We start from the raw sequence: 17,280 nt of genomic DNA, 5'->3' as shown, positions 1-17,280 counted from the left end.
CCAGCGGCACGGGCACGTCCCCGCCGAAATCGAACTCCCCCTCGCTCTCCCCTTGGCCGGAAGTCTCGCCGGGCAGGGCCGCATCCTGGCCCGTCCCCACCTCGAGCAGCCCCGGGGGCAACACCTGGACGGCGGGCCGTCCCACGACATCGGCGGACTTGCGGCCCAAAAGGGCCTCGAAGGAGGCGTTGACCATGGCCAGCATGCCCTCCGGATCGACCACCGCCAGTCCGGCGGGCATGGTGCCCACCACCTCCGAGGCGAAGGCCCGGGTGTCGCGCAAAAGCCGCTTGGACACCCGATGGCTCTGGGCCCAGAAAAGCGACACCACGGCCGCGAATCCCAGCGCCAAAAGGGTGGCCGAGGTGACCAGGGTGCCCTGGAAATCCATGGACCGGGCCTGCTCGAAGGGGCCGATGTCCATGCCCACGAAAACGATCAGCTCCACATCCCGCAGGCTTTTTCGGGCGCCCTGCCCGTCGCAGTCCTCGGAGCACAAAAAGTCCGACTCGGTCTGGGGGGATGGGGCGGGCTGCGCCGGGCGCTCCATCCCGGGATGCCCCAGGGGGGCGCCCCGGACCCCGGGGAGCGGGCCGTCGGACAGATCCGGCGGGGCCGGAAACAGTCCCCGGGGACCGGGGAAACGCCCTTGCCCGCGCCGCCTTTCCGGCCCGCCGCGCGGCAGAAACTCCCGGTAGACCAGAAAGGAGCGCCTCCCGGTCCCCTCCTCCCGGACCACGCGCCATTTTTCCTCGCCAGTCGGGGCCAGAAGGGCCAATTCCTCGGGCGGCAAAAACTGGCTGCCCACCAGGGACCGGTCGTCATGGGCCAGGATCTTTCCCGAGCGGTCAGTGATGACGATGTAAAAGATATCCCCTTGCCCGGCAGTCTCCACCAAAAGCCGTTGCAGGCCCGGCCCCCGCCCAAGCCCCCCCATCATGCCGGTACGGGTTCCAGCCTCAAGGGCCCGGATGATGGCCGCCCCCTTTTCGCGCAGGATGCGGGTGACGTATTCCTTTTCCCGGTTGACGTTGAGCACGGCCATGACCACCACCACGGCGGCCAGCACCGCCGCAGCGCCGAGCACGGCCCAGGGCGAGGCATAGACCCGGAAAGGACTGTTTTTTCGAAAGGGTTGCCAGAGAAATCGTCGGTTCGGCTGCTCGTTTTTCATACACATGAAGATTTAATATACAATTTTATCCCGGGGCCTGTAAAGAAAAAAGACACCAGGGGGACGATGAGGGGTTTTCGAGGGAGCACCTTCCCCGTGATTGCAGGAAGCATGAAAGATGCCGAGGCGACCGGCACTGGTAAAAACCTCGAAAACCACGAGCCGGTTGCGGCCTCCTGTCGCTTCATCTGAATCAACACCCACCCGCCACACAAAGAACAGAATGTTCAAGATATCCCTTTTGAAATCCCGGCCCACGAACGGGAAGGACACGGCCCGGGAAGGCCCATTCATGCAAACCATTCGCAAAATCGTAAAAATGCCGTCCTTTCTTTGCCAAAACGCCGCATTCCGATTACACAGGTAAAAAGTGTGAATACTTCGGACAGCACGACCCGGGGAGAAAGCGACATGAAAAATCTGGCGCTCGGAACAAAGCTGGTCGGGGCCTTCGTCCTGGTCTCGCTTCTGACCGTCCTGGTGGGGATCATGGGACTGCGCGGCCTTGGCGACGTGACCGGCCGCCTGCGGGCCATCACCGTCGAAAACGCCCCGGCCCGCGAGGCCCTGCAAGGGATCAGCCAGGCGGCCGAATCCCTGCGCGTGGCCCAGCGCACCCTGCTCATCCAAAACCTGGACCAACAGACCCGGGACCGGCAGTACGCCAACATGGACCGTACCCTGGCCCAAGCCCGAAGCGCCGTCGAGGTTTTCGACAAGAAGGCCAGACCCCCCTCCGAAGACGCCCTGTGGAGACGCTTTGGCGAGACATGGACCCAGTGGCTGGCCATCAATGAAGCGGCCATGTCCGCCTCCCGCCGCCTGGACGCCACGGGCATCCTCGATCCCACGGAGATGCGGCGCAAGATGGAGCTGTTTCGGGCCGACCACTACCGACTTCTGAACTCCCTCAATGAACTGCTTCTCATAGACAAACATTTCGAGGGCGGCACGGACCCCACGGCCTGCAACTTCGGCCGCTGGCTGGCGGGAGAGGCTTCGTCCATCAAAAATCCCGCCATCCAGGGGGCGCTGCGGGAGATCATTCCCTTCCACAACCAGTTCCACGCCGCCATCAAGCGGCTCAAGGACATGGCGGCCTCGGGCGTCTCCCGCCAGGACATCCTGCGTTTTTACCAGGACGAGGCCATGGCCCCGGTCGGCAAGACCTTTGAAATTTTTCAAAAGCTGTCCCAGGAGGTCGATGTCTCCGAAAAGCAGTACCAGACCGTCTTCCAGGAGGTCATGGTCGCCCTGCTGGAGAAACAGCGCCAAACCCTGGAACTTCTGGGGCAACTCTTGGAGAGCAACACCACGGACAGCAGGCAGGCCGAGGTCCAGGCCAACGAGGCCGCAACCTCAGCCCGCGCCGTCTCCATAACCGGCATGGTCCTGGGCGCGATCCTGGCCCTGGCGCTGGGGGTGCTTTTGGCCCGGGCCATCACCCGGCCCATCCTCCAGGCCGTGCGCGTGGCCCAAAACATTTCCCGGGGCGACCTGACCACGGAGCCGGACATCCGGCAAAAAGACGAGATCGGCCAGTTGGCCGACGCCCTGCGGGACATGATCACCCGGTTGCGGGAGACCGTGCGCGAGGTGCTCACGGGAGCGGAGAACACGGCCTCGGGCAGCGAACAGCTTTCCAGCGCGGCCCAGGACATCTCCCACGGGGCCTCGGAACAGGCCGCCTCGGTGGAAGAGGTGTCCTCGTCCATGGAGCAGATGGCCGCCGCCATCCGCCAGGGTTCCGAAACCGCCCTGCGCACGGAGAAGATGGCCATGACGGCGGCGGAGGATGCCCGGGAGGGAGGGGCGGCCGTGGCGGCCACGGTTTCGGCCATGAAGGAGATCGCCCAAAAAATCGGCATCATCGAGGAAATCGCCCGGCAGACCAACCTGTTGGCCCTCAATGCGGCCATTGAGGCCGCCCGGGCCGGGGAACACGGCAAGGGGTTCGCCGTGGTGGCCGCCGAGGTGCGCAAGCTGGCCGAGCGAAGCGGTGCGGCGGCCGGGGAGATCGGCGAATTGTCCGGAACAAGCGTGGCCATCGCCGAAAAGGCCGGAGAGCTTTTGTCGCGCATCGTGCCCGACATCGAACGCACGGCCGAACTCATCCAGGAGATCGCCGCCGCAGGCCGGGAGCAGGATGCCGGGGCGGAGCAGATCAACAAGGCCGTGCGGCAGTTGGATCAGGTGGTGCAGCAAAACGCCTCGGCCTCGGAAGAAATGGCCTCCACCTCCGAGGAGTTGTCCAGCCAGGCCATGAACCTGCAATCCACCGTGGCCTTTTTCCGGCTCGACGGAACCGATTCGCGGCTCATGCTCCCGGGCGCAGCACCGGCCAGGCCGAAAACTCGCGGTTGACCTTGAACCCCACGCCCACCGCCCCCTTGCCCAGATACAGGACATAGGCCCAGGCGGGATCGTAGAAGCTGGTGGTTGCGGACCAGAATCCGTCCCCGAGGTTGCGGAAGGGATGTCCGCCGGGCAGGGCCGGAAAGGCCCGGGACAGGTCGGTTAGGGATTCCAGCTCGTTTATGTCCGGCAACCGCCAGGGACGTCCGTCCCGGGCGGCGAATGCGGCCACGGCGGCCAGGGCCTGCCCCCAGTCGCAGGGCGCGGGCGCTCCCTCCGCCGCCAAAGCCCCGACGGGTCGCGCCAGCCAGGAGAGGCCCGTCAGCCGGTCGAAAACCACGTCCGTCCCTGCCCCCGGGGCAAACCGGGGATTGGGCCAGGCCAGGCCCCGCCGCATCTCGCCGTCCTGGCCGCTCCCGGCGCAGGGGACCACCTCCCCGGCCATGTTGAAGCAGGAGTCCTGTCCGGTGGCGGCCAGGCCATGGCTGTCGCCACAGACGGGCCACAGCAGGCAATAGCGGTCCTTGCGCTCATAAAAGACCCGTGCGCCCTCCAAATGGACATACCAGGCGTGGGCCGGAGAACCGGCAAAGGATGTGGAGGTCCAATAACGGCCGAAAAAGACGTTGCGGAAGGGATGCCCGGGCCACAGGGCGGGATTTTTCGCGCCGTGGCATAAAATGCTGCGCAACTCCCGGCGGTTGGGCATCCGCCAGTCGCGCCTGCCGTGGGCCGCCGCCGCATTGAAGTCGGCCACGGCCGAAAGCGCCTCCGAAAACGAGACCGGGTAGCCCAGGGCGTCGGCCGCCGGATGCCAGCGCAGGCCGGTCAACTCATCCCGCACCGTTTTGTCCGAAAGAACCATAAAGCGATGTGGGCTTTCCTTCCCCGGTTCCCGGCCGTCCCCGTCCTGGCCCGATCCCGGGCAGGGCACGGCCTGTCCGGCAAGATCGTGGCATCCCGCCATGCCCGTGGGCAACGGCGGGGACATCTGTCCGGGCGGAACGGCGGGCAGGGAAGACGCGTTCATGATCGACGCATATCCCACTCCCCCGGGCGGCGCAAAGACCCGCCCGGGGCGCCCGGGCCGAATCTATTTGGGCACGGGCAAAAGCTCCCGGGGAATCCCCAAATTATGGAGCTGCTCCACGCGCCGCATGGAGGCCCGATCCCGCTTGATGAGGCGGCTGACCGTGGAATGCGCCACGCGCAGTTTCGAGGCGATTTCAAAAAGGTCCATGCCATGGAACACCAGCCAAGTGCGCAATGCCCGTTCCCGGTCCACAGCGGTCAAATCAAGATTTAAGTTCATGGTTGTCTCCTTCGGCAACACCTTGTTTTCAGTAAATTGTAATCCCACCGCTGCCTCATGCCATGCGCATTGTCCTTTCGCCGCACGCATCATTCGGCGTCGCCATCCGGCCCCCCGGACGCAAGCCTGACCCCATACAGGCCGACCCCGCGCGGGTCGCAGGCGGAAGCGTCCTTTTGCGGTGCGACGGCCATGGCCCGCGCCAGCCGTACGGCGATCCCTCCGTTATCAAAAAGTTCCTCGATGAACACCGCCCCAAGCTGGTAAACGCGCACCTCCGGGCGTCCGGGCGCCGGAGGGCGGGACGGGTCGAAAAAGGACACCCTGACCATCCGGGGGCTCTCTTCCGGGATCTGGCGGCGGCCCCCCCGGACGGCCTGGCAGGCCTCGTCCCAGTAAGCCTCGGGATCCTCCGCAAGCAGCAGTCGGGCTTGGCCGCAAAGAGACTCTGCGGCGCCTGGCTCTCCGTCCACAGCCACCCAATCCCCCAGCGCGGCGAAATAGCCCTCCGCGATCCCGCCCTGCACAGCGGGGTGCGCTCCGGATGCGCCTTGCGTCTTCCGGGCGACGGGAAACATCCCTCCCGGAGACATCTCGCCAAACCGTCCGGGTGAAAGAACCAACCGTCTGCCCACATCCTGTTCGCCGTACGTGGAAACCCGAACCGAGGCCGCCTCGCAACGGCTTTGCGTATCGAAAACACCATTGCCGCGCCGTCGTTCATCCGGGTCGCAGGCGTCGTCCCAGGCGTGACCAGCCGGGAGAACCATGGGGACAAGATCCTCCGAGGCATCGGAGCAAAACAGCTCCGCCCTGGCCGAGGCGCTGACGTCGGCAGTGCTCTGTCCCAAAAGCCCCCCCAAAAAAAGGTTCACCGGATTGCCCCGGGCGTCCGTGCGCCCGGTGGTCACCTGAACCTGATCCGGTGCGGCTGTTTCCTGGACACCGTCCCAGAGAAAAACCACGTCCGAATTCCGCACGGCCAGTTCGGGAGAATCCTCCCGCCGTAACGCCTTCTGGGCGGCCCGCACCGTCGCGTCGCGCGCGGCGTCGATGTCCCGGCCGCCTCTGACAAGCATTGCCGCCCCCGCCAGGGCCCCAGCCGCCGCAGCCTTTTGCAAAGCGGCCTTCCGGTGGTGGAGATAGGTATAATCCACGGCCAGGGCGGAAAACCCGGCCAGAAGGACCAGGGACAAGGCCACCATGAGGCTGGCGCTCCCGGCGTCAAGCCGATGGCGCGGCACGGTGTGCGAATGTCCTGCGGCCTTTCCCATACAGGGAAGATAGCATTGACGCCGGGGATGTCGATTGGAGCTAACCCGGGGGGACTAGGGGAAAACCCTTATACGGGAGGATATTATATCGAAAAAGCCAATGACTTGCACAGATGGGGTCAATCGATAAGCCCAATTTTAACCGCATAGCGAACGAGTTCCACGGTATTTTGCAAGCCGATTTTTTTTAAAACACTGGCCCGATGGTGCTCGACGGTCTTGATGCTTATGGACAGCATGTCGGCGATTTCCTTGGTGTACATGCCTTCGCACACCAGCCGCATGACCTCGCGTTCCCGGGGAGTCAGGGAATCGTATGCCGCCGAACCGCCCCCGGCGAGGGTTCCCTGGTCCCTGCCGCCGGGGAATTCCAGCAGCCGTTTGGCGACTTCCCGGGAAATGGAGGGATCGAGATAAAATTCGCCCTTGGCCACGGCCATAAGCCCGGTCATCAGGTTCTCCGAGGCCGAATCCTTGGTCACGTACCCCGTGGCCCCGGCCTGGAAGGCCTCCACGATGTAATCGACCTTCGTATGCATGCTGACCATGATGATCCGCATCTCGGGGAGCACGGCCGCCAGCTCCCGGACGAGTTGGATGCCGCTTTTGTCGGGAAGGGAGATGTCCACCACGGACACTTCCGGATGAAGACGCTGGGCCTCGCGCAGCCCTTCCTGGGCGGTTCCGGCCTCACCGGCCAGCTCGAAGCCGGGGTTGCGCCGGATGATGGTTTTTAGGCCCTCGCGAAACAAGGGGTGGTCGTCGATGATCAGGATGCGTTTGGCCGTCATGCCGCCCCCCCGCGTACCGAAGGTATCTCGGCCACGATACGGGTTCCCTGGCCCGGAGCGGACAGGATGCGCAGGTTGCCGCCCAAAAGCTTGACCCGCTCGCGCATGCCGCCAAGCCCCATACGTTTTTCCTCCATGGCGGCGGTGAGCCCGGCAGACACGTCGAACCCCACGCCGTTATCCTCCACGCGTACGATGATATGCGGGTGCGACTCCACGATTTTCACGGCGGCCTCGGTCGCGTCGGAATGTCTCCGGACGTTGCCGAGAGCCTCTTGGACCACCCGAAAAAGGTTGATTCCCGTCTCCGCGTCAAAAACCACGCCCTCCATGCCCGTATGCAGGAACCGGGTATGTATTCCCGTCTTTTCCTCAAAGTCCGCGCAAAACCGCTCGACCGTGGACAAAAATCCCAAATGGTCCAGATTGGAGGGACGCAATGCGTAGGCCATTTCCCTGATGAAGGTGATGGCCCGCTGCAGGATGCGCGAGGTCTCGGCGAATCGTTCCCGCAAATCGGCTTCCGCCTTGGGAAGGCTCTCAAAGAGGGCCTCGCAGGATATCTTCAGGCTGGAGAGATCCTGGGCCACATTGTCGTGCAGCTCCCGGGCTATCCGGAACCGCTCGTATTCCTGGGCCGTGATGATCTCCCGGGTCAGATGGCGCACGCTTTGTTCGGCGAGCTTTAGGTCCGTCACATCGACCCCTGTGCCAAGAAAACGCACCGGCGTTCCAGCTCCGTCGCGCTGCACGAGTCCCCGAATCATGATCCAGCGCGTGCCGCCGTCCTTGTGGCGCAACCGGTATTCGCGAATGACCTCGGCCGAACGTTCGTTGTGGCTGTCCCGGGTGACCTCCAGGGCGACGGCCCGGTCTTCGGGGTCGACCAGATTGAGCCAGGCCTCCAGGCTGTTCTCGATGTCCTCATCGCGGTATCCGAGCAGCGTCTTGAGGCTTGGGTCGAGAAACAGGTCGCCGGAGGTGAAATCATAGTCCCAAACGCCGACCTTGGCGGCCCGGGTGGCCATTTCATACCGTTTCTCGCTCTCGGCCAGTTTCTCCCGGGCGCTCTCCATCTCCGCCAGCATCTCCCGGATGGCCGTGCCAAGCCCCGTGATCTCGTCACTTCCCGCCACCCGGATGTCCCGGGATGCCTGGGAATCGTGGCGGACGGCTGCGATCTGCGCGCCGAGGCTGGTGACCCGGGAGAGGATGCGCTTTTCCACCAGGTAATGCATGCCCAGGCCAAAGGTCAGGCCGATGGCCGCCAGGGAAATGAAATTATAGCGCAGGGTGATAAGTCCCTGGCGATGCATATCCCGATCCGATTCGACCTCCAAGATCAGTCCCGGCTCACCGAAAATATCCCGGATCAGGGCATACCCTTTGATCGCGTCCTCGTTTTCGGGAACGATCTGGTATTCATCGCTGCGCCGCAGGGAGGCGGCCACATCCGCCAACGGACGGGGCAAATCGGCATCGGCAAAACGATAAAACCGCACGGACGTTCTGAGCTGGAGGGAAAGCGCCTGTTCCCGGTGAGCGTCCAGATACCGGCCCATGACCAGGGTTCCCCCGATTGGTCCATCCTTTTCGCTGGTGCGGATGGGCCGGGCCACCACAAGAAACGGCCCGTCGGGCAGCATGATCACCCCCCCCCGGGGGCTGTTCTCCCGGCGCAGAAACAGCGGCGAATCCGGGCTGATGTGGGCCACATCCCGTTCCAGGGCGTCCGTGATATTCCAGTTGCCATCATGGCTTTTCCCCAGGACCAACCGCCCTCCCTCATCGTAATAGAGGACCATGTCCAGATGCAGGTTAGCCAAGGCCGGACCGGTTATATTTGAAGAAATATAGGCAGTGTTCGGCTGTTGGATGAAAGCATAGGTGTCATCCCAGGCAGCCCAATCCTCACACACGGCATCCAGTCCCCGCAGCTCGCCCTGCACGCCGTTTTCGGCCCTGCCAAGAGACTCGGCAACCTGTTTTCTCTCCAAAATCTGGAAGCTGGACAGGATGTTGTGATGCGTCACGGCGTACAGCAACGCGAAAAGCGTAGTAAAAATCACAAAGATGATGCCGGTGGTGGTGGCACGTAGGGTCACGGATGCTCTTCCCCCGGGAGGTTTCCAGGCATCCCCTCCACAAAACGACGAATCTCGTCGCGCACCCTGCGATAGGGTGCAAGCCGGGCCTTGGCGTCGACAGCGCCCCGGGCCAGGGCCGGAGGGTCGTCGAACCCCACATGCAGGCGTTTGACCGGCCCGGGAAAAAACGGACAGTTTTCCGAGGCGTGCCCGCACAGGGTGATCACATAATCGAAGCGCACGGAGGACAACTCGTCCACGGTTTTGGATCGCTGCCCGGAAATGTCCACCCCGGCCTCAGCCATGACCGTCACGGCGTCGGGGTTGAGGCCGTGCCGCTCTACGCCGGCGGAATAGGCCACGATCTCCCCGGCCTTGAGGCTTTTGGCGAATCCCTCGGCCATCTGGCTGCGACAGGAATTGCCGGTGCACAAAAAAAGAACCGTGATCGTGCCCATGAATGTCTCCAGGTATCCGATACCGGACATGCGGATCGGTGGTCAGTTACGGTGTACGCTATTCCAGGCCCGGGGCAAACATTTTTCAAAAAGAGGGAGGAGATGAATGTGGATACCATGGATTTCAGGGCGGCAAAGGTGGCCGATGCCGCGCCGCTACGGGGGTGACGGACCCGGAACCCGCGTTCCGCACGTCGCCCCTAAAAGACTTCGAGACTGTCCCACTTCCGAGGCCAACCGTTGATCTGCAGATGCGGCACGCCATCCGGGCGGCCGCCCAGATAGACCACCTTGTTTTTGAGCAGCCGGAAGCGAAGTCCAAGCCCCACCTCGACGGGTTCGCCGTCTCCGGAACGGGCTAGGGCCTCTGGCAGGGATAATCCGGCCTCCAGGCCGTTCATGGTCCTGGCGACCATGCGCACCTCCTCTTCCGTTCCGGCGATGGGGAAAAATCCCAGAAACGGCTTGTCCAGACGGGACATGGCCGTCACGGCGTCACGACAGGCCGGACAGGTTGGGGAGAAAAAAAGGCGCACGGCGGCCGTCCGGGGTCCGACCAGGGGCCAGGGCTGCATGGCCTCCCTACCCACGGCGAACAGGTTCGGGGAAAAAGCCAACCCCCAGGCCAGGATCACCGCCAGGGACAATCGCCCGAAAACGACCGCCCGGGGGGTGGCGCACAGATAAAACGCCAGAAAAAGCACCCCGGCCGCCAGACAGGTCAAACAGGGGGCCGTCAGGGCCATAAGCGCCAACAACCCGATATCGGCCGCCAGACCCAAAAGTCCGGCCCGGGAGGCCAGCCCCATCCAGCCCATCACGGCGAAAAGGCCCAGCCCGGCAAAGGCCGCCGCTCCCCACCACCACAGGGAAAGCCCGAAAACGGTGGTGTTCTCATGCAGGGCGCACCCCTCGGTGACGCACAGGACTTCGGCATATCCCAATGCCTGGGCCACGCACAACACCACCCCGGCCAGGGCCATAAGCGGGGCGGCGAAACGGCCTGGCCCGGACGAGACACCACATGAAACGGCATTCACGAAAAAAACCTCCAGAGGGCGGATTCGCAAAAACCGGGGCATCAGGCCGACGGCGACCGTTTTGCAAGCATTTCCGCAGCGATGGCGGCGGCTGTGCCCACCAGTCCGGAGCAGATCGTGCCGAAACGGTCTTCGGTCCTGGCCATGAGCATGCCCTCCGGGGTGGAGGGATCGCATCCGATCAGCTCCCGGCAGCGCAGGCCGCCGCGAACCTGGACAAAGGCGTCGAAAAATTCCCCGGCCAGGGCATAGGTGGCCAGCTTGGCCTCGGTCCCGCCCGGACCTCCGCCGCCACTGGCCAGGCCGAGGGCCAGGACCGCGCCGGACACCGCCCCGCAGGTCTCGCCCATGGACAGGCCTATCCCGAATCCCGTGGCCAGCCGCACGGCCGTTTCCCGGTCCAGGCCAAGCCCCGGGGCCAGCGCCCCCAAAACGGCCTGAGCGCAGTTGTGCCCGTCGGTGAAAAGCCGCACCGCCTCGTGGGAGGCGTTTTCCCGAGTCCCGTCGTCCGTCATGCCGTCATCCCTCTCAGGCCCTGCGATCCAACGGATCCCGCGCCCATGGCCAAAGTCCGCCCGTCCGCCAGTCAACCGGACGGGGCCTGCGCACATTCGCAACATCTGTGCGCGACGTAGCCCAAAAACGAAAACACCGTCAATCGGCGCCCGCTGCGGCAGGAATGGCCCGCACAGCCGAAACGTCGAAACCGCCCGTCACCCCTCGCGCGAGTTTTTCCCCTCCAGGCCTTCCGCGCTCTCGAAGCGGGCCACAAAGGCGGCCACGGCCTCCTCGATCTGATCCCGGATGCGGCGTACTCCGGCCATCTTTTCCTCCTGCGTCCCGGTCAGGGCCGCAGGGTCTTCAAACGGCCAGTGTTCGCGATGCACCAGGCCTGGGAAGACCGGGCACTGCTTCTCATTGGAATCGTCGCAGACGGTGATCACGTATTCGAAAAGCCGCCCCTGCCGGAACAGTTCAAAGGCGCTTTGGGTTGTGGCCCCGGACAGGTCGATGCCCTTTTCGGCCATGGCCTCGACCACCAGGGGATTGATGCTCGTTGGCGACAGACCGGCGCTTTCCACGGCGAACATGCCGCCGCCTGCGGCCTTTAAGAACGCTTCGGCCATCTGGCTTCTGGCGGAATTGTGAACGCAGATGAAAAGGACGGATTTTTTTTCCATGACGGTCTCCCTTGATTTGCCGACCAGGCGGTTTCAGCCGTTTGCGGCCCGGGCGAACGGCCCGGGCCGGGCATTTCGCCCGGAACTATCACGTCCTGGTGACGAAAAGGCGACGCTCAACAGCACGAGGCCTTGGCCTTGCCCTTCAGCCAGACCTGGAGAATGTAGGCGGCGCATCCCACCCCCGGGGTGACGGTGACCGCCCCGGTGGGGCAGTTGGTCACGCAGGCCCCGCACTCCATACATCCGTCGCGATCCACAATCTCGGCCTTGCCCTCCGCCACGGCCAGCACCCCGTGCGGGCAGACGGCCTCGCACAGGCCGCATCCCACGCAGCGCCGGACATCCAGGGAAATGGTGGCCACTCCGGACAGATACCGCATGTCGCGCATGTTCCCCCCTGGCCTCAAAAGGCCGAGATGATCCACAAAATGGCCGCCAGAACAAGCCCCGCAGCCTGAAGCGGCATGGCCCGCCGCATCTCGCGCTCCACCCCCGACGGCGAGGCGAAGGGCGTTGAGCCTGTGAAATTCATGGCCAAAAAAGACCCCAGGCTTGCGGCCGCAAGCGCCATGGCCACGCGACCGGCCGGGGAAACCGCCTCGGGGGCCGCATGCGCCAGGACCAGGACGGTCAGGAGTCCGAGCCCACCGGCGGCGATGGCCCCCTTGACGGCAAAGGCCCGCCCCGGCAGCCACGGCAAAAATACCGGCGTCGCCAACGCGCCACCGACAAGTCCGGCCAGGGTGGCGGCCACAAGCCACACCCCGCGTTCCCACACGGCCACCAGGGAAAAGACGCCCGGCCCGATCCCGGACACGGCCAGGGCCGCAAGCGCCGCCCACCACAGCCATTTCCGGGCGTGGTAGACCTCCACCGGGGCCACGGCCAGCCGCTCGGACAGGGTGAAGGTCACCCGCCGCATGGCGGGCTCGGCCCGGTTCCCGGCCCGCAAAAAGGCCGGGAGGTCGGCGGCCCGCACCGGCCCGAAAATCGCTGTGAAACCGCACCGCCGCCGGACGTCCCGGGCATCGAGTCCCGGGGCGGCAAGCTGGGGGACAATGAGTCGGCGATGGGACACCACCCGGGCCAGGCCGCTGGCCTCGACCAGAAGCGCCACCGCTGCGGCCGAGAACGTGCCCTTGCCCGCCGCACACCAGACGTTGATCCCCCGGGTGTCCAGGACAAGAATCCAGGCGTCGATTCCCGAAAGCTCCCGGCGCAGGGCGTCGAAGGACAGCTTGTAGTCCGCCGTGACCAGGACCGGGGAGTCCGGCCCGGGCCGTCCCACGGCATAGAGCCCCGGGGCCGTCCGATAGCCGTCGCGGCCGTATCCCAGCCGGGCACCCAGGGTCCCCCGGAAATCGCGGCGGTCAAGCGACGTGCGCACCACGGGCACGGGACCGGCCAGGGTGGTGAGAAAGGTCTCGACAAAGGGGCGCAGTTCGTAGCCGGGCCGGGCCATGGGACTGGCGGCCGGGGCCTGGGGGCCGCCGCAACAGGGCTGGCCGGAATCCTCGCCGCCTGCGGCGGACACGCCGCAACACAAAGACGCATCGCCGTCCGTCGCGGCCCCAGGGCAGCACGGAGACGCATCGCCGCCGTCACGGCCTGGCGTGTCGCCGCAGCAACAGGGACCGGCCGCAGCCGTGGTCCGCTGTTTTCCCGAAAGCGGCATCATGGAGCGTCCCCCCGGGTTTTGGCCTCGTCTTGGCACGACGGCCCGGCCGCGACGCCAGCCCCCGGGCACAATCCTGAGAGCATCTCCCGCAGCCGCTCCAGGCCATCCCGGTCGATGCAATAGCAGGTGCTCAGGCCGTCCACCTCCCCGCGCACCAATCCGGCCAGCTTGAGCTTGCGCAGGTGTTCGCTCACCGTGGACTGGGCCAGGGACAAAACCTCGACAATGCGGCCGCATACGCAGCCGTCGATTTCATGGAGATGGCGCAGGATGGCCACCCGGGCCGGATGCCCCAGGGCCTTGCACATCAGGGCCAACCGCTCGTCCGCGGATTCGGTATGGATGGTGTCATGCCTATTCATCGTAAATCGACGATAAACGATTACCCAAGGCCGCGTCAAGATCCGGCGTCGTGTCCTGAAGGGGCGTCCGTTTGAGTCGCCATGATAACCACATAAAACATTCAACTACGTATTATTTCAAGATATTGATCGCACGCCGGGGGTGACGGATGTCGTCCAGATTGCTGGTGTTGGGGGCCGTATGCGCGGCGCGGGGCGACCGGGCGGTGCAGAGAAAAGAATCCGGAGGAAAAAGGAGCGGCGTCTCCGGACCAGCGTGGGGTGGTCCGAAAACGCCGCTTCGGGGTGCGGGGTCAATTCGTGGAAAATTTTTTTACGCTGCGACCTCGGATTCGACGATCCGGCCGTAAATGTTTCCAGCCAGGCCTTGCCCCAGGGTCAGGCTCGACCCGCGCACCTTGAGGCAGCACGGGCCGCCGCAGTTGGCGAAAACCTCGATTTCGGTCCCGGGGGTCAGGCCCATGGAGCACAGGCGTCCCCTGGCCCGGGAGCAGTCGCACAACTTTTCGATGCGGACCCGGGTTCCGGCGGGAAATTGGCTGAGGGGACCATACGGCGACATGAGAGCTCCTTGGGTGCAAAGAGAGATAGGCCTGTTGAAAATGATTGTCAAGGTTATTTCAATCCGGAAACGACTGCGCCCAGGCCAAGCCGTCGACAGCATGCGGCGCCGGGTCGCTTGCCCCCGGGACGAGGCCGGGATATGGGTATGCCACCATGCGCCCGGCGCGCGGCGCCAATCCGACACGCAAAGGATCCTCTCGAAATATGGACAAACTCGTCATCCAGGGCGCCAAGCCCCTGCGCGGCACAGTCCGCATCAGCGGCTCCAAAAACGCCGCCCTGCCCATCCTTTTGGCCGCCCTTCTGGTGGACGGCCCCATCGCCTACGAAAACGTCCCGCGCCTGCGGGATATCTTCACCACCCTCAAACTCTTAAACATCCTGGGGCTGGGCACGACCTTCGAGGACGACCGGGTCGCCGTCACCCCGGCCGTCGTCCTCAACCACGAGGCCCCCTACGACTTGGTCAAAACCATGCGCGCCTCGGTGCTGTGCCTGGGACCGCTTTTGGCCCGGCTGGGACGGGCCCGGGTGGCCCTGCCCGGCGGATGCGCCATTGGCGCGCGGCCGGTCAACCTGCACCTGTCCGCCCTGGAAAAGATGGGCGCCGTGTTCGACCTCGAAGCGGGCTACATTGAGGGGCGGTGCGACCAATTGACCGGGGCGCATATCACCTTCGACTTCCCCACGGTGGGCGGCACGGAGAATCTGCTCATGGCCGCCAGCCTGGCCAAGGGCCGCACCATCCTGGAAAACGCCGCCCGGGAGCCGGAGATTTCCGACCTGGCCGAATTCCTCATCGCCATGGGGGCGAAAATCACCGGTCACGGCAGCACCATCATCACCATCGACGGCGTCGATTCCCTGCACGGCGGGAGCTACGCCATCATGCCCGACCGCATTGAGGCCGGCACCTACATGGTGGCCGCCGCCATCACCGACGGCGACCTGATCCTGGAAAAATGCCCCTTCCGAGAACTCGACGCCGCCGTTTCCAAATTGCGGGAAATGGGCGTGGGCTTTACCGAGACTCCGGCCGGGGTGCGCGTGTTCCGCCAGTCCGAACTGGTCAACGCCGACGTGGCCACCCTGCCCTATCCCGGCTTTCCCACGGACATGCAGGCCCAGGTCATGGCCCTTATGTGCCTGGCAAAAGGGGCGGGCTCCATCAAGGAGACCATTTTCGAAAACCGCTACATGCACGTCCAAGAGTTGGTCCGCCTGGGGGCCAAAATCAAGGTTTCCGGGCAAAACGCCTTTGTGCATGGCGTGGACCGGCTCTTCGGCGCGCCGGTCATGGCCTCGGATCTGCGGGCCAGCGCCTCCCTGGTTCTGGCCGGTCTGGCCGCCCACGGCGCCACGGAGGTCCAGCGCGTCTACCACCTGGACCGGGGGTATGAATCGATGGAGGTCAAGCTGTCCAAGGTCGGCGCCGATATCGTCCGCGCCCGGGAATGACGGACTGTCCCCGCAAAGGAGTCAACATGAAGGCCCTGCCCCTGCTGATCGCCCTTTTTACGCTGTCCTTCGCCAGCCCGGCCCTGGCCGAGGTCTTCGCCTGCCTGGCCCCGGGAGGCGCGGTGCTGTGTCATGTCACGGGCGGTCCGGGACAGGCCGCCAGCCTGTGCAACACCCAGTGCCCGGCCTGCAAGAACGCCTGCACGCCCCAAAAGCTGGTCAGCGAGGGCGGCGGCACGCGCGTGCGCATCGTCCCCAACCCCGAGGCCGACACCAGCCCCAACACCGTGCGGCCCGGCCCCGACAACCAGGAAACGGCCCGGCAGATCATCCGGGACGGACTTTTGGAAACGCCGAAATAGCGTTTTCCCGGGATGTTCGCTTGACAGGCGGGCCGGGTCCGACGTAGCTAACGGGCATGCTTTCCTCCATGCCGAACCGTCCCACGATCTGCCAGCCGGATGCGCCCTGCCAGGGCTCATATTATTATTACGGCTACCTGTGCGCCCGTGGTCCGGCGGGGTGGGGGACGGTCTAGCGTCACACCACCATACAAACCGCCTCGAAAGGGCTGCGGGCTTGACAAAGCCGGCGGCCCTTTTTTTTGGGACCGCCCCCGCCCCGCTCGTGGACAAACCCAAAGGGAGCCTGCCATGCTGATCGGAAAACTCATCAGGACCGAACGCATCTTCAACCGCGACACCGGCCGCACCATCATCGTCCCCCTGGACCACGGCGTCAGCGTCGGCCCCATCGCGGGCATCGAAAACATGCGCGACACCGTGACCACCATGGTCGAGGGCGGGGCCAACGCCGTGCTCATGCATAAAGGGGTGGTGCCCTGCGGACACCGGGCCAAGGGCCGGGACATCGGGCTCATCGTGCATCTTTCGGCCAGCACCAGCCTCTCCCCCTTCCCCAACGCCAAGACCCTGGTGTGCAGCGTGGAGGAGGCCATTCGCCTGGGCGCGGACGCCGTGTCCACCCACATCAACCTCGGCGACGAAACCGAATCGCGCATGCTCGAAGACCTGGGGCGCATCACCCAGAGCGCCGCCTCCTGGGGAATCCCCATGCTGGCCATGATCTACGCCCGTGGCCCCAAAATCCAAAACGAGTTCGATCCCACGGTGGTGGCCCATTGCGCCCGGGTGGGCATGGAACTGGGGGCCGACGTGGTCAAGGTGCCCTACACCGGCGACAAAGAATCCTTTGCCGCCGTCTGTCGGGGGTGCGCCGTGCCCGTGGTCATCGCCGGGGGGCCCAAGACCAAAAACACCCGGGAATTCCTGACCATGATCCGCCACTCCCTGGACGCCGGGGGACGCGGACTGTCCGTGGGACGCAACATCTTCCAGGATAAAAACCCGCGCAAGCTCCTCCAGGCCGTTAATCACCTGGTCCACGATGACGCCTCCATCGACGAGGCCATGGCCCTGCTCGGCTGATCCCGGCCGACGGCCTTCGGCGACCAGGGGGGAAACCTTTTGAAAAAGGTTTCCCCCCTGGACCCCCTTTCGAAAACTTTGTCGCGCTTCGCGTC

General features: G+C 64.8%; 18 protein-coding genes. 4 read left to right on the top strand and 14 right to left on the bottom strand.

What is annotated here, in order from left to right:
• Nucleotides 1–1,180: PAS domain-containing protein (locus tag V3572_RS10970; RefSeq protein ID WP_332111034.1), on the bottom strand; the 1,180-nt coding region annotated here is incomplete at its 3' end.
• 405 nt (nucleotides 1,181–1,585) lie between these two features.
• On the opposite strand from V3572_RS10970, the gene V3572_RS10965 reads away from it, so the two are divergent.
• On the top strand, nucleotides 1,586–3,538 hold the full coding sequence (locus V3572_RS10965; protein WP_332111033.1) for a HAMP domain-containing methyl-accepting chemotaxis protein: 1,953 nt from the start codon (nucleotides 1,586–1,588) through the stop codon (nucleotides 3,536–3,538).
• On the opposite strand, the gene V3572_RS10960 is transcribed toward V3572_RS10965, so the two are convergent.
• The 13 genes from V3572_RS10960 to V3572_RS10900 all read right to left on the bottom strand — a co-directional run bounded on the left by V3572_RS10960 (nucleotide 3,492) and on the right by V3572_RS10900 (nucleotide 14,277).
• On the bottom strand, nucleotides 3,492–4,559 hold the full coding sequence (locus V3572_RS10960) for an Lcl C-terminal domain-containing protein (RefSeq protein ID WP_332111032.1): 1,068 nt from the start codon (nucleotides 4,557–4,559) through the stop codon (nucleotides 3,492–3,494). The two genes, V3572_RS10965 and V3572_RS10960, sit on opposite strands and share 47 nt — an antisense overlap.
• Nucleotides 4,560–4,622: 63 nt before the next feature.
• Nucleotides 4,623–4,841 carry a transcriptional regulator gene (locus tag V3572_RS10955; protein WP_332111031.1) on the bottom strand — a complete coding sequence of 73 codons (219 nt, stop codon included), beginning with the start codon at nucleotides 4,839–4,841 and terminating at the stop codon, nucleotides 4,623–4,625.
• A gap of 89 nt (nucleotides 4,842–4,930) precedes the next feature.
• Nucleotides 4,931–6,085: a pilus assembly protein TadG-related protein gene (locus V3572_RS10950; RefSeq protein ID WP_332111030.1), complete on the bottom strand. Its 1,155-nt coding sequence runs from the start codon at nucleotides 6,083–6,085 to the stop codon at nucleotides 4,931–4,933.
• 149 nt (nucleotides 6,086–6,234) lie between these two features.
• Nucleotides 6,235–6,906, bottom strand: coding sequence for a response regulator transcription factor (locus V3572_RS10945; protein WP_332111029.1), 672 nt, complete (start codon nucleotides 6,904–6,906; stop codon nucleotides 6,235–6,237).
• On the bottom strand, nucleotides 6,903–9,011 hold the full coding sequence (locus V3572_RS10940; RefSeq protein ID WP_332111028.1) for a sensor histidine kinase: 2,109 nt from the start codon (nucleotides 9,009–9,011) through the stop codon (nucleotides 6,903–6,905). Before V3572_RS10940 ends, V3572_RS10945 begins: the two co-directional genes overlap by 4 nt.
• On the bottom strand, nucleotides 9,008–9,451 hold the full coding sequence (locus V3572_RS10935) for an arsenate reductase ArsC (protein ID WP_332111027.1): 444 nt from the start codon (nucleotides 9,449–9,451) through the stop codon (nucleotides 9,008–9,010). Before V3572_RS10935 ends, V3572_RS10940 begins: the two co-directional genes overlap by 4 nt.
• Before the next feature lie 200 nt (nucleotides 9,452–9,651).
• Nucleotides 9,652–10,491, bottom strand: coding sequence for a hypothetical protein (locus V3572_RS10930; protein ID WP_332111026.1), 840 nt, complete (start codon nucleotides 10,489–10,491; stop codon nucleotides 9,652–9,654).
• Between the two features lie 41 nt (nucleotides 10,492–10,532).
• Nucleotides 10,533–11,006 carry a C-GCAxxG-C-C family protein gene (locus tag V3572_RS10925; protein WP_332111025.1) on the bottom strand — a complete coding sequence of 158 codons (474 nt, stop codon included), beginning with the start codon at nucleotides 11,004–11,006 and terminating at the stop codon, nucleotides 10,533–10,535.
• Between the two features lie 198 nt (nucleotides 11,007–11,204).
• A complete protein-coding gene (locus tag V3572_RS10920) occupies nucleotides 11,205–11,672 on the bottom strand; it encodes an arsenate reductase ArsC (RefSeq protein WP_332111024.1) in 468 nt (155 codons plus the stop codon).
• Between the two features lie 116 nt (nucleotides 11,673–11,788).
• Complete coding sequence (gene hgcB / locus V3572_RS10915; RefSeq protein ID WP_332111023.1) at nucleotides 11,789–12,064, bottom strand: mercury methylation ferredoxin HgcB; 276 nt, start codon at nucleotides 12,062–12,064, stop codon at nucleotides 11,789–11,791.
• Between the two features lie 14 nt (nucleotides 12,065–12,078).
• Nucleotides 12,079–13,353 carry a mercury methylation corrinoid protein HgcA gene (hgcA, locus tag V3572_RS10910; protein ID WP_332111021.1) on the bottom strand — a complete coding sequence of 425 codons (1,275 nt, stop codon included), beginning with the start codon at nucleotides 13,351–13,353 and terminating at the stop codon, nucleotides 12,079–12,081.
• A complete protein-coding gene (locus V3572_RS10905) occupies nucleotides 13,350–13,715 on the bottom strand; it encodes an ArsR/SmtB family transcription factor (protein WP_332111020.1) in 366 nt (121 codons plus the stop codon). Before V3572_RS10905 ends, hgcA begins: the two co-directional genes overlap by 4 nt.
• A gap of 313 nt (nucleotides 13,716–14,028) precedes the next feature.
• On the bottom strand, nucleotides 14,029–14,277 hold the full coding sequence (locus V3572_RS10900; protein ID WP_332111019.1) for a FeoA family protein: 249 nt from the start codon (nucleotides 14,275–14,277) through the stop codon (nucleotides 14,029–14,031).
• Nucleotides 14,278–14,483: 206 nt separating this feature from the next.
• On the opposite strand from V3572_RS10900, the gene murA reads away from it, so the two are divergent.
• The 3 genes from murA (at nucleotide 14,484) to V3572_RS10885 (ending at nucleotide 17,185) form a co-directional block, all read left to right on the top strand.
• Complete coding sequence (gene murA / locus V3572_RS10895; protein WP_332111018.1) at nucleotides 14,484–15,737, top strand: UDP-N-acetylglucosamine 1-carboxyvinyltransferase; 1,254 nt, start codon at nucleotides 14,484–14,486, stop codon at nucleotides 15,735–15,737.
• Nucleotides 15,738–15,763: 26 nt separating this feature from the next.
• Complete coding sequence (locus V3572_RS10890) at nucleotides 15,764–16,099, top strand: hypothetical protein (RefSeq protein WP_332111017.1); 336 nt, start codon at nucleotides 15,764–15,766, stop codon at nucleotides 16,097–16,099.
• Between the two features lie 291 nt (nucleotides 16,100–16,390).
• Nucleotides 16,391–17,185 carry a 2-amino-3,7-dideoxy-D-threo-hept-6-ulosonate synthase gene (locus tag V3572_RS10885; RefSeq protein ID WP_332111016.1) on the top strand — a complete coding sequence of 265 codons (795 nt, stop codon included), beginning with the start codon at nucleotides 16,391–16,393 and terminating at the stop codon, nucleotides 17,183–17,185.
• Nucleotides 17,186–17,280 lie beyond the last annotated feature (95 nt).

The sequence above is a fragment of the Desulfolutivibrio sp. genome, from assembly GCF_036584575.1.
Classification (GTDB): Bacteria; Desulfobacterota; Desulfovibrionia; order Desulfovibrionales; family Desulfovibrionaceae; genus Desulfolutivibrio.
Note: the sequence above shows the minus strand (reverse complement) of the source record. Positions and strands in the feature narration are given on the sequence as shown.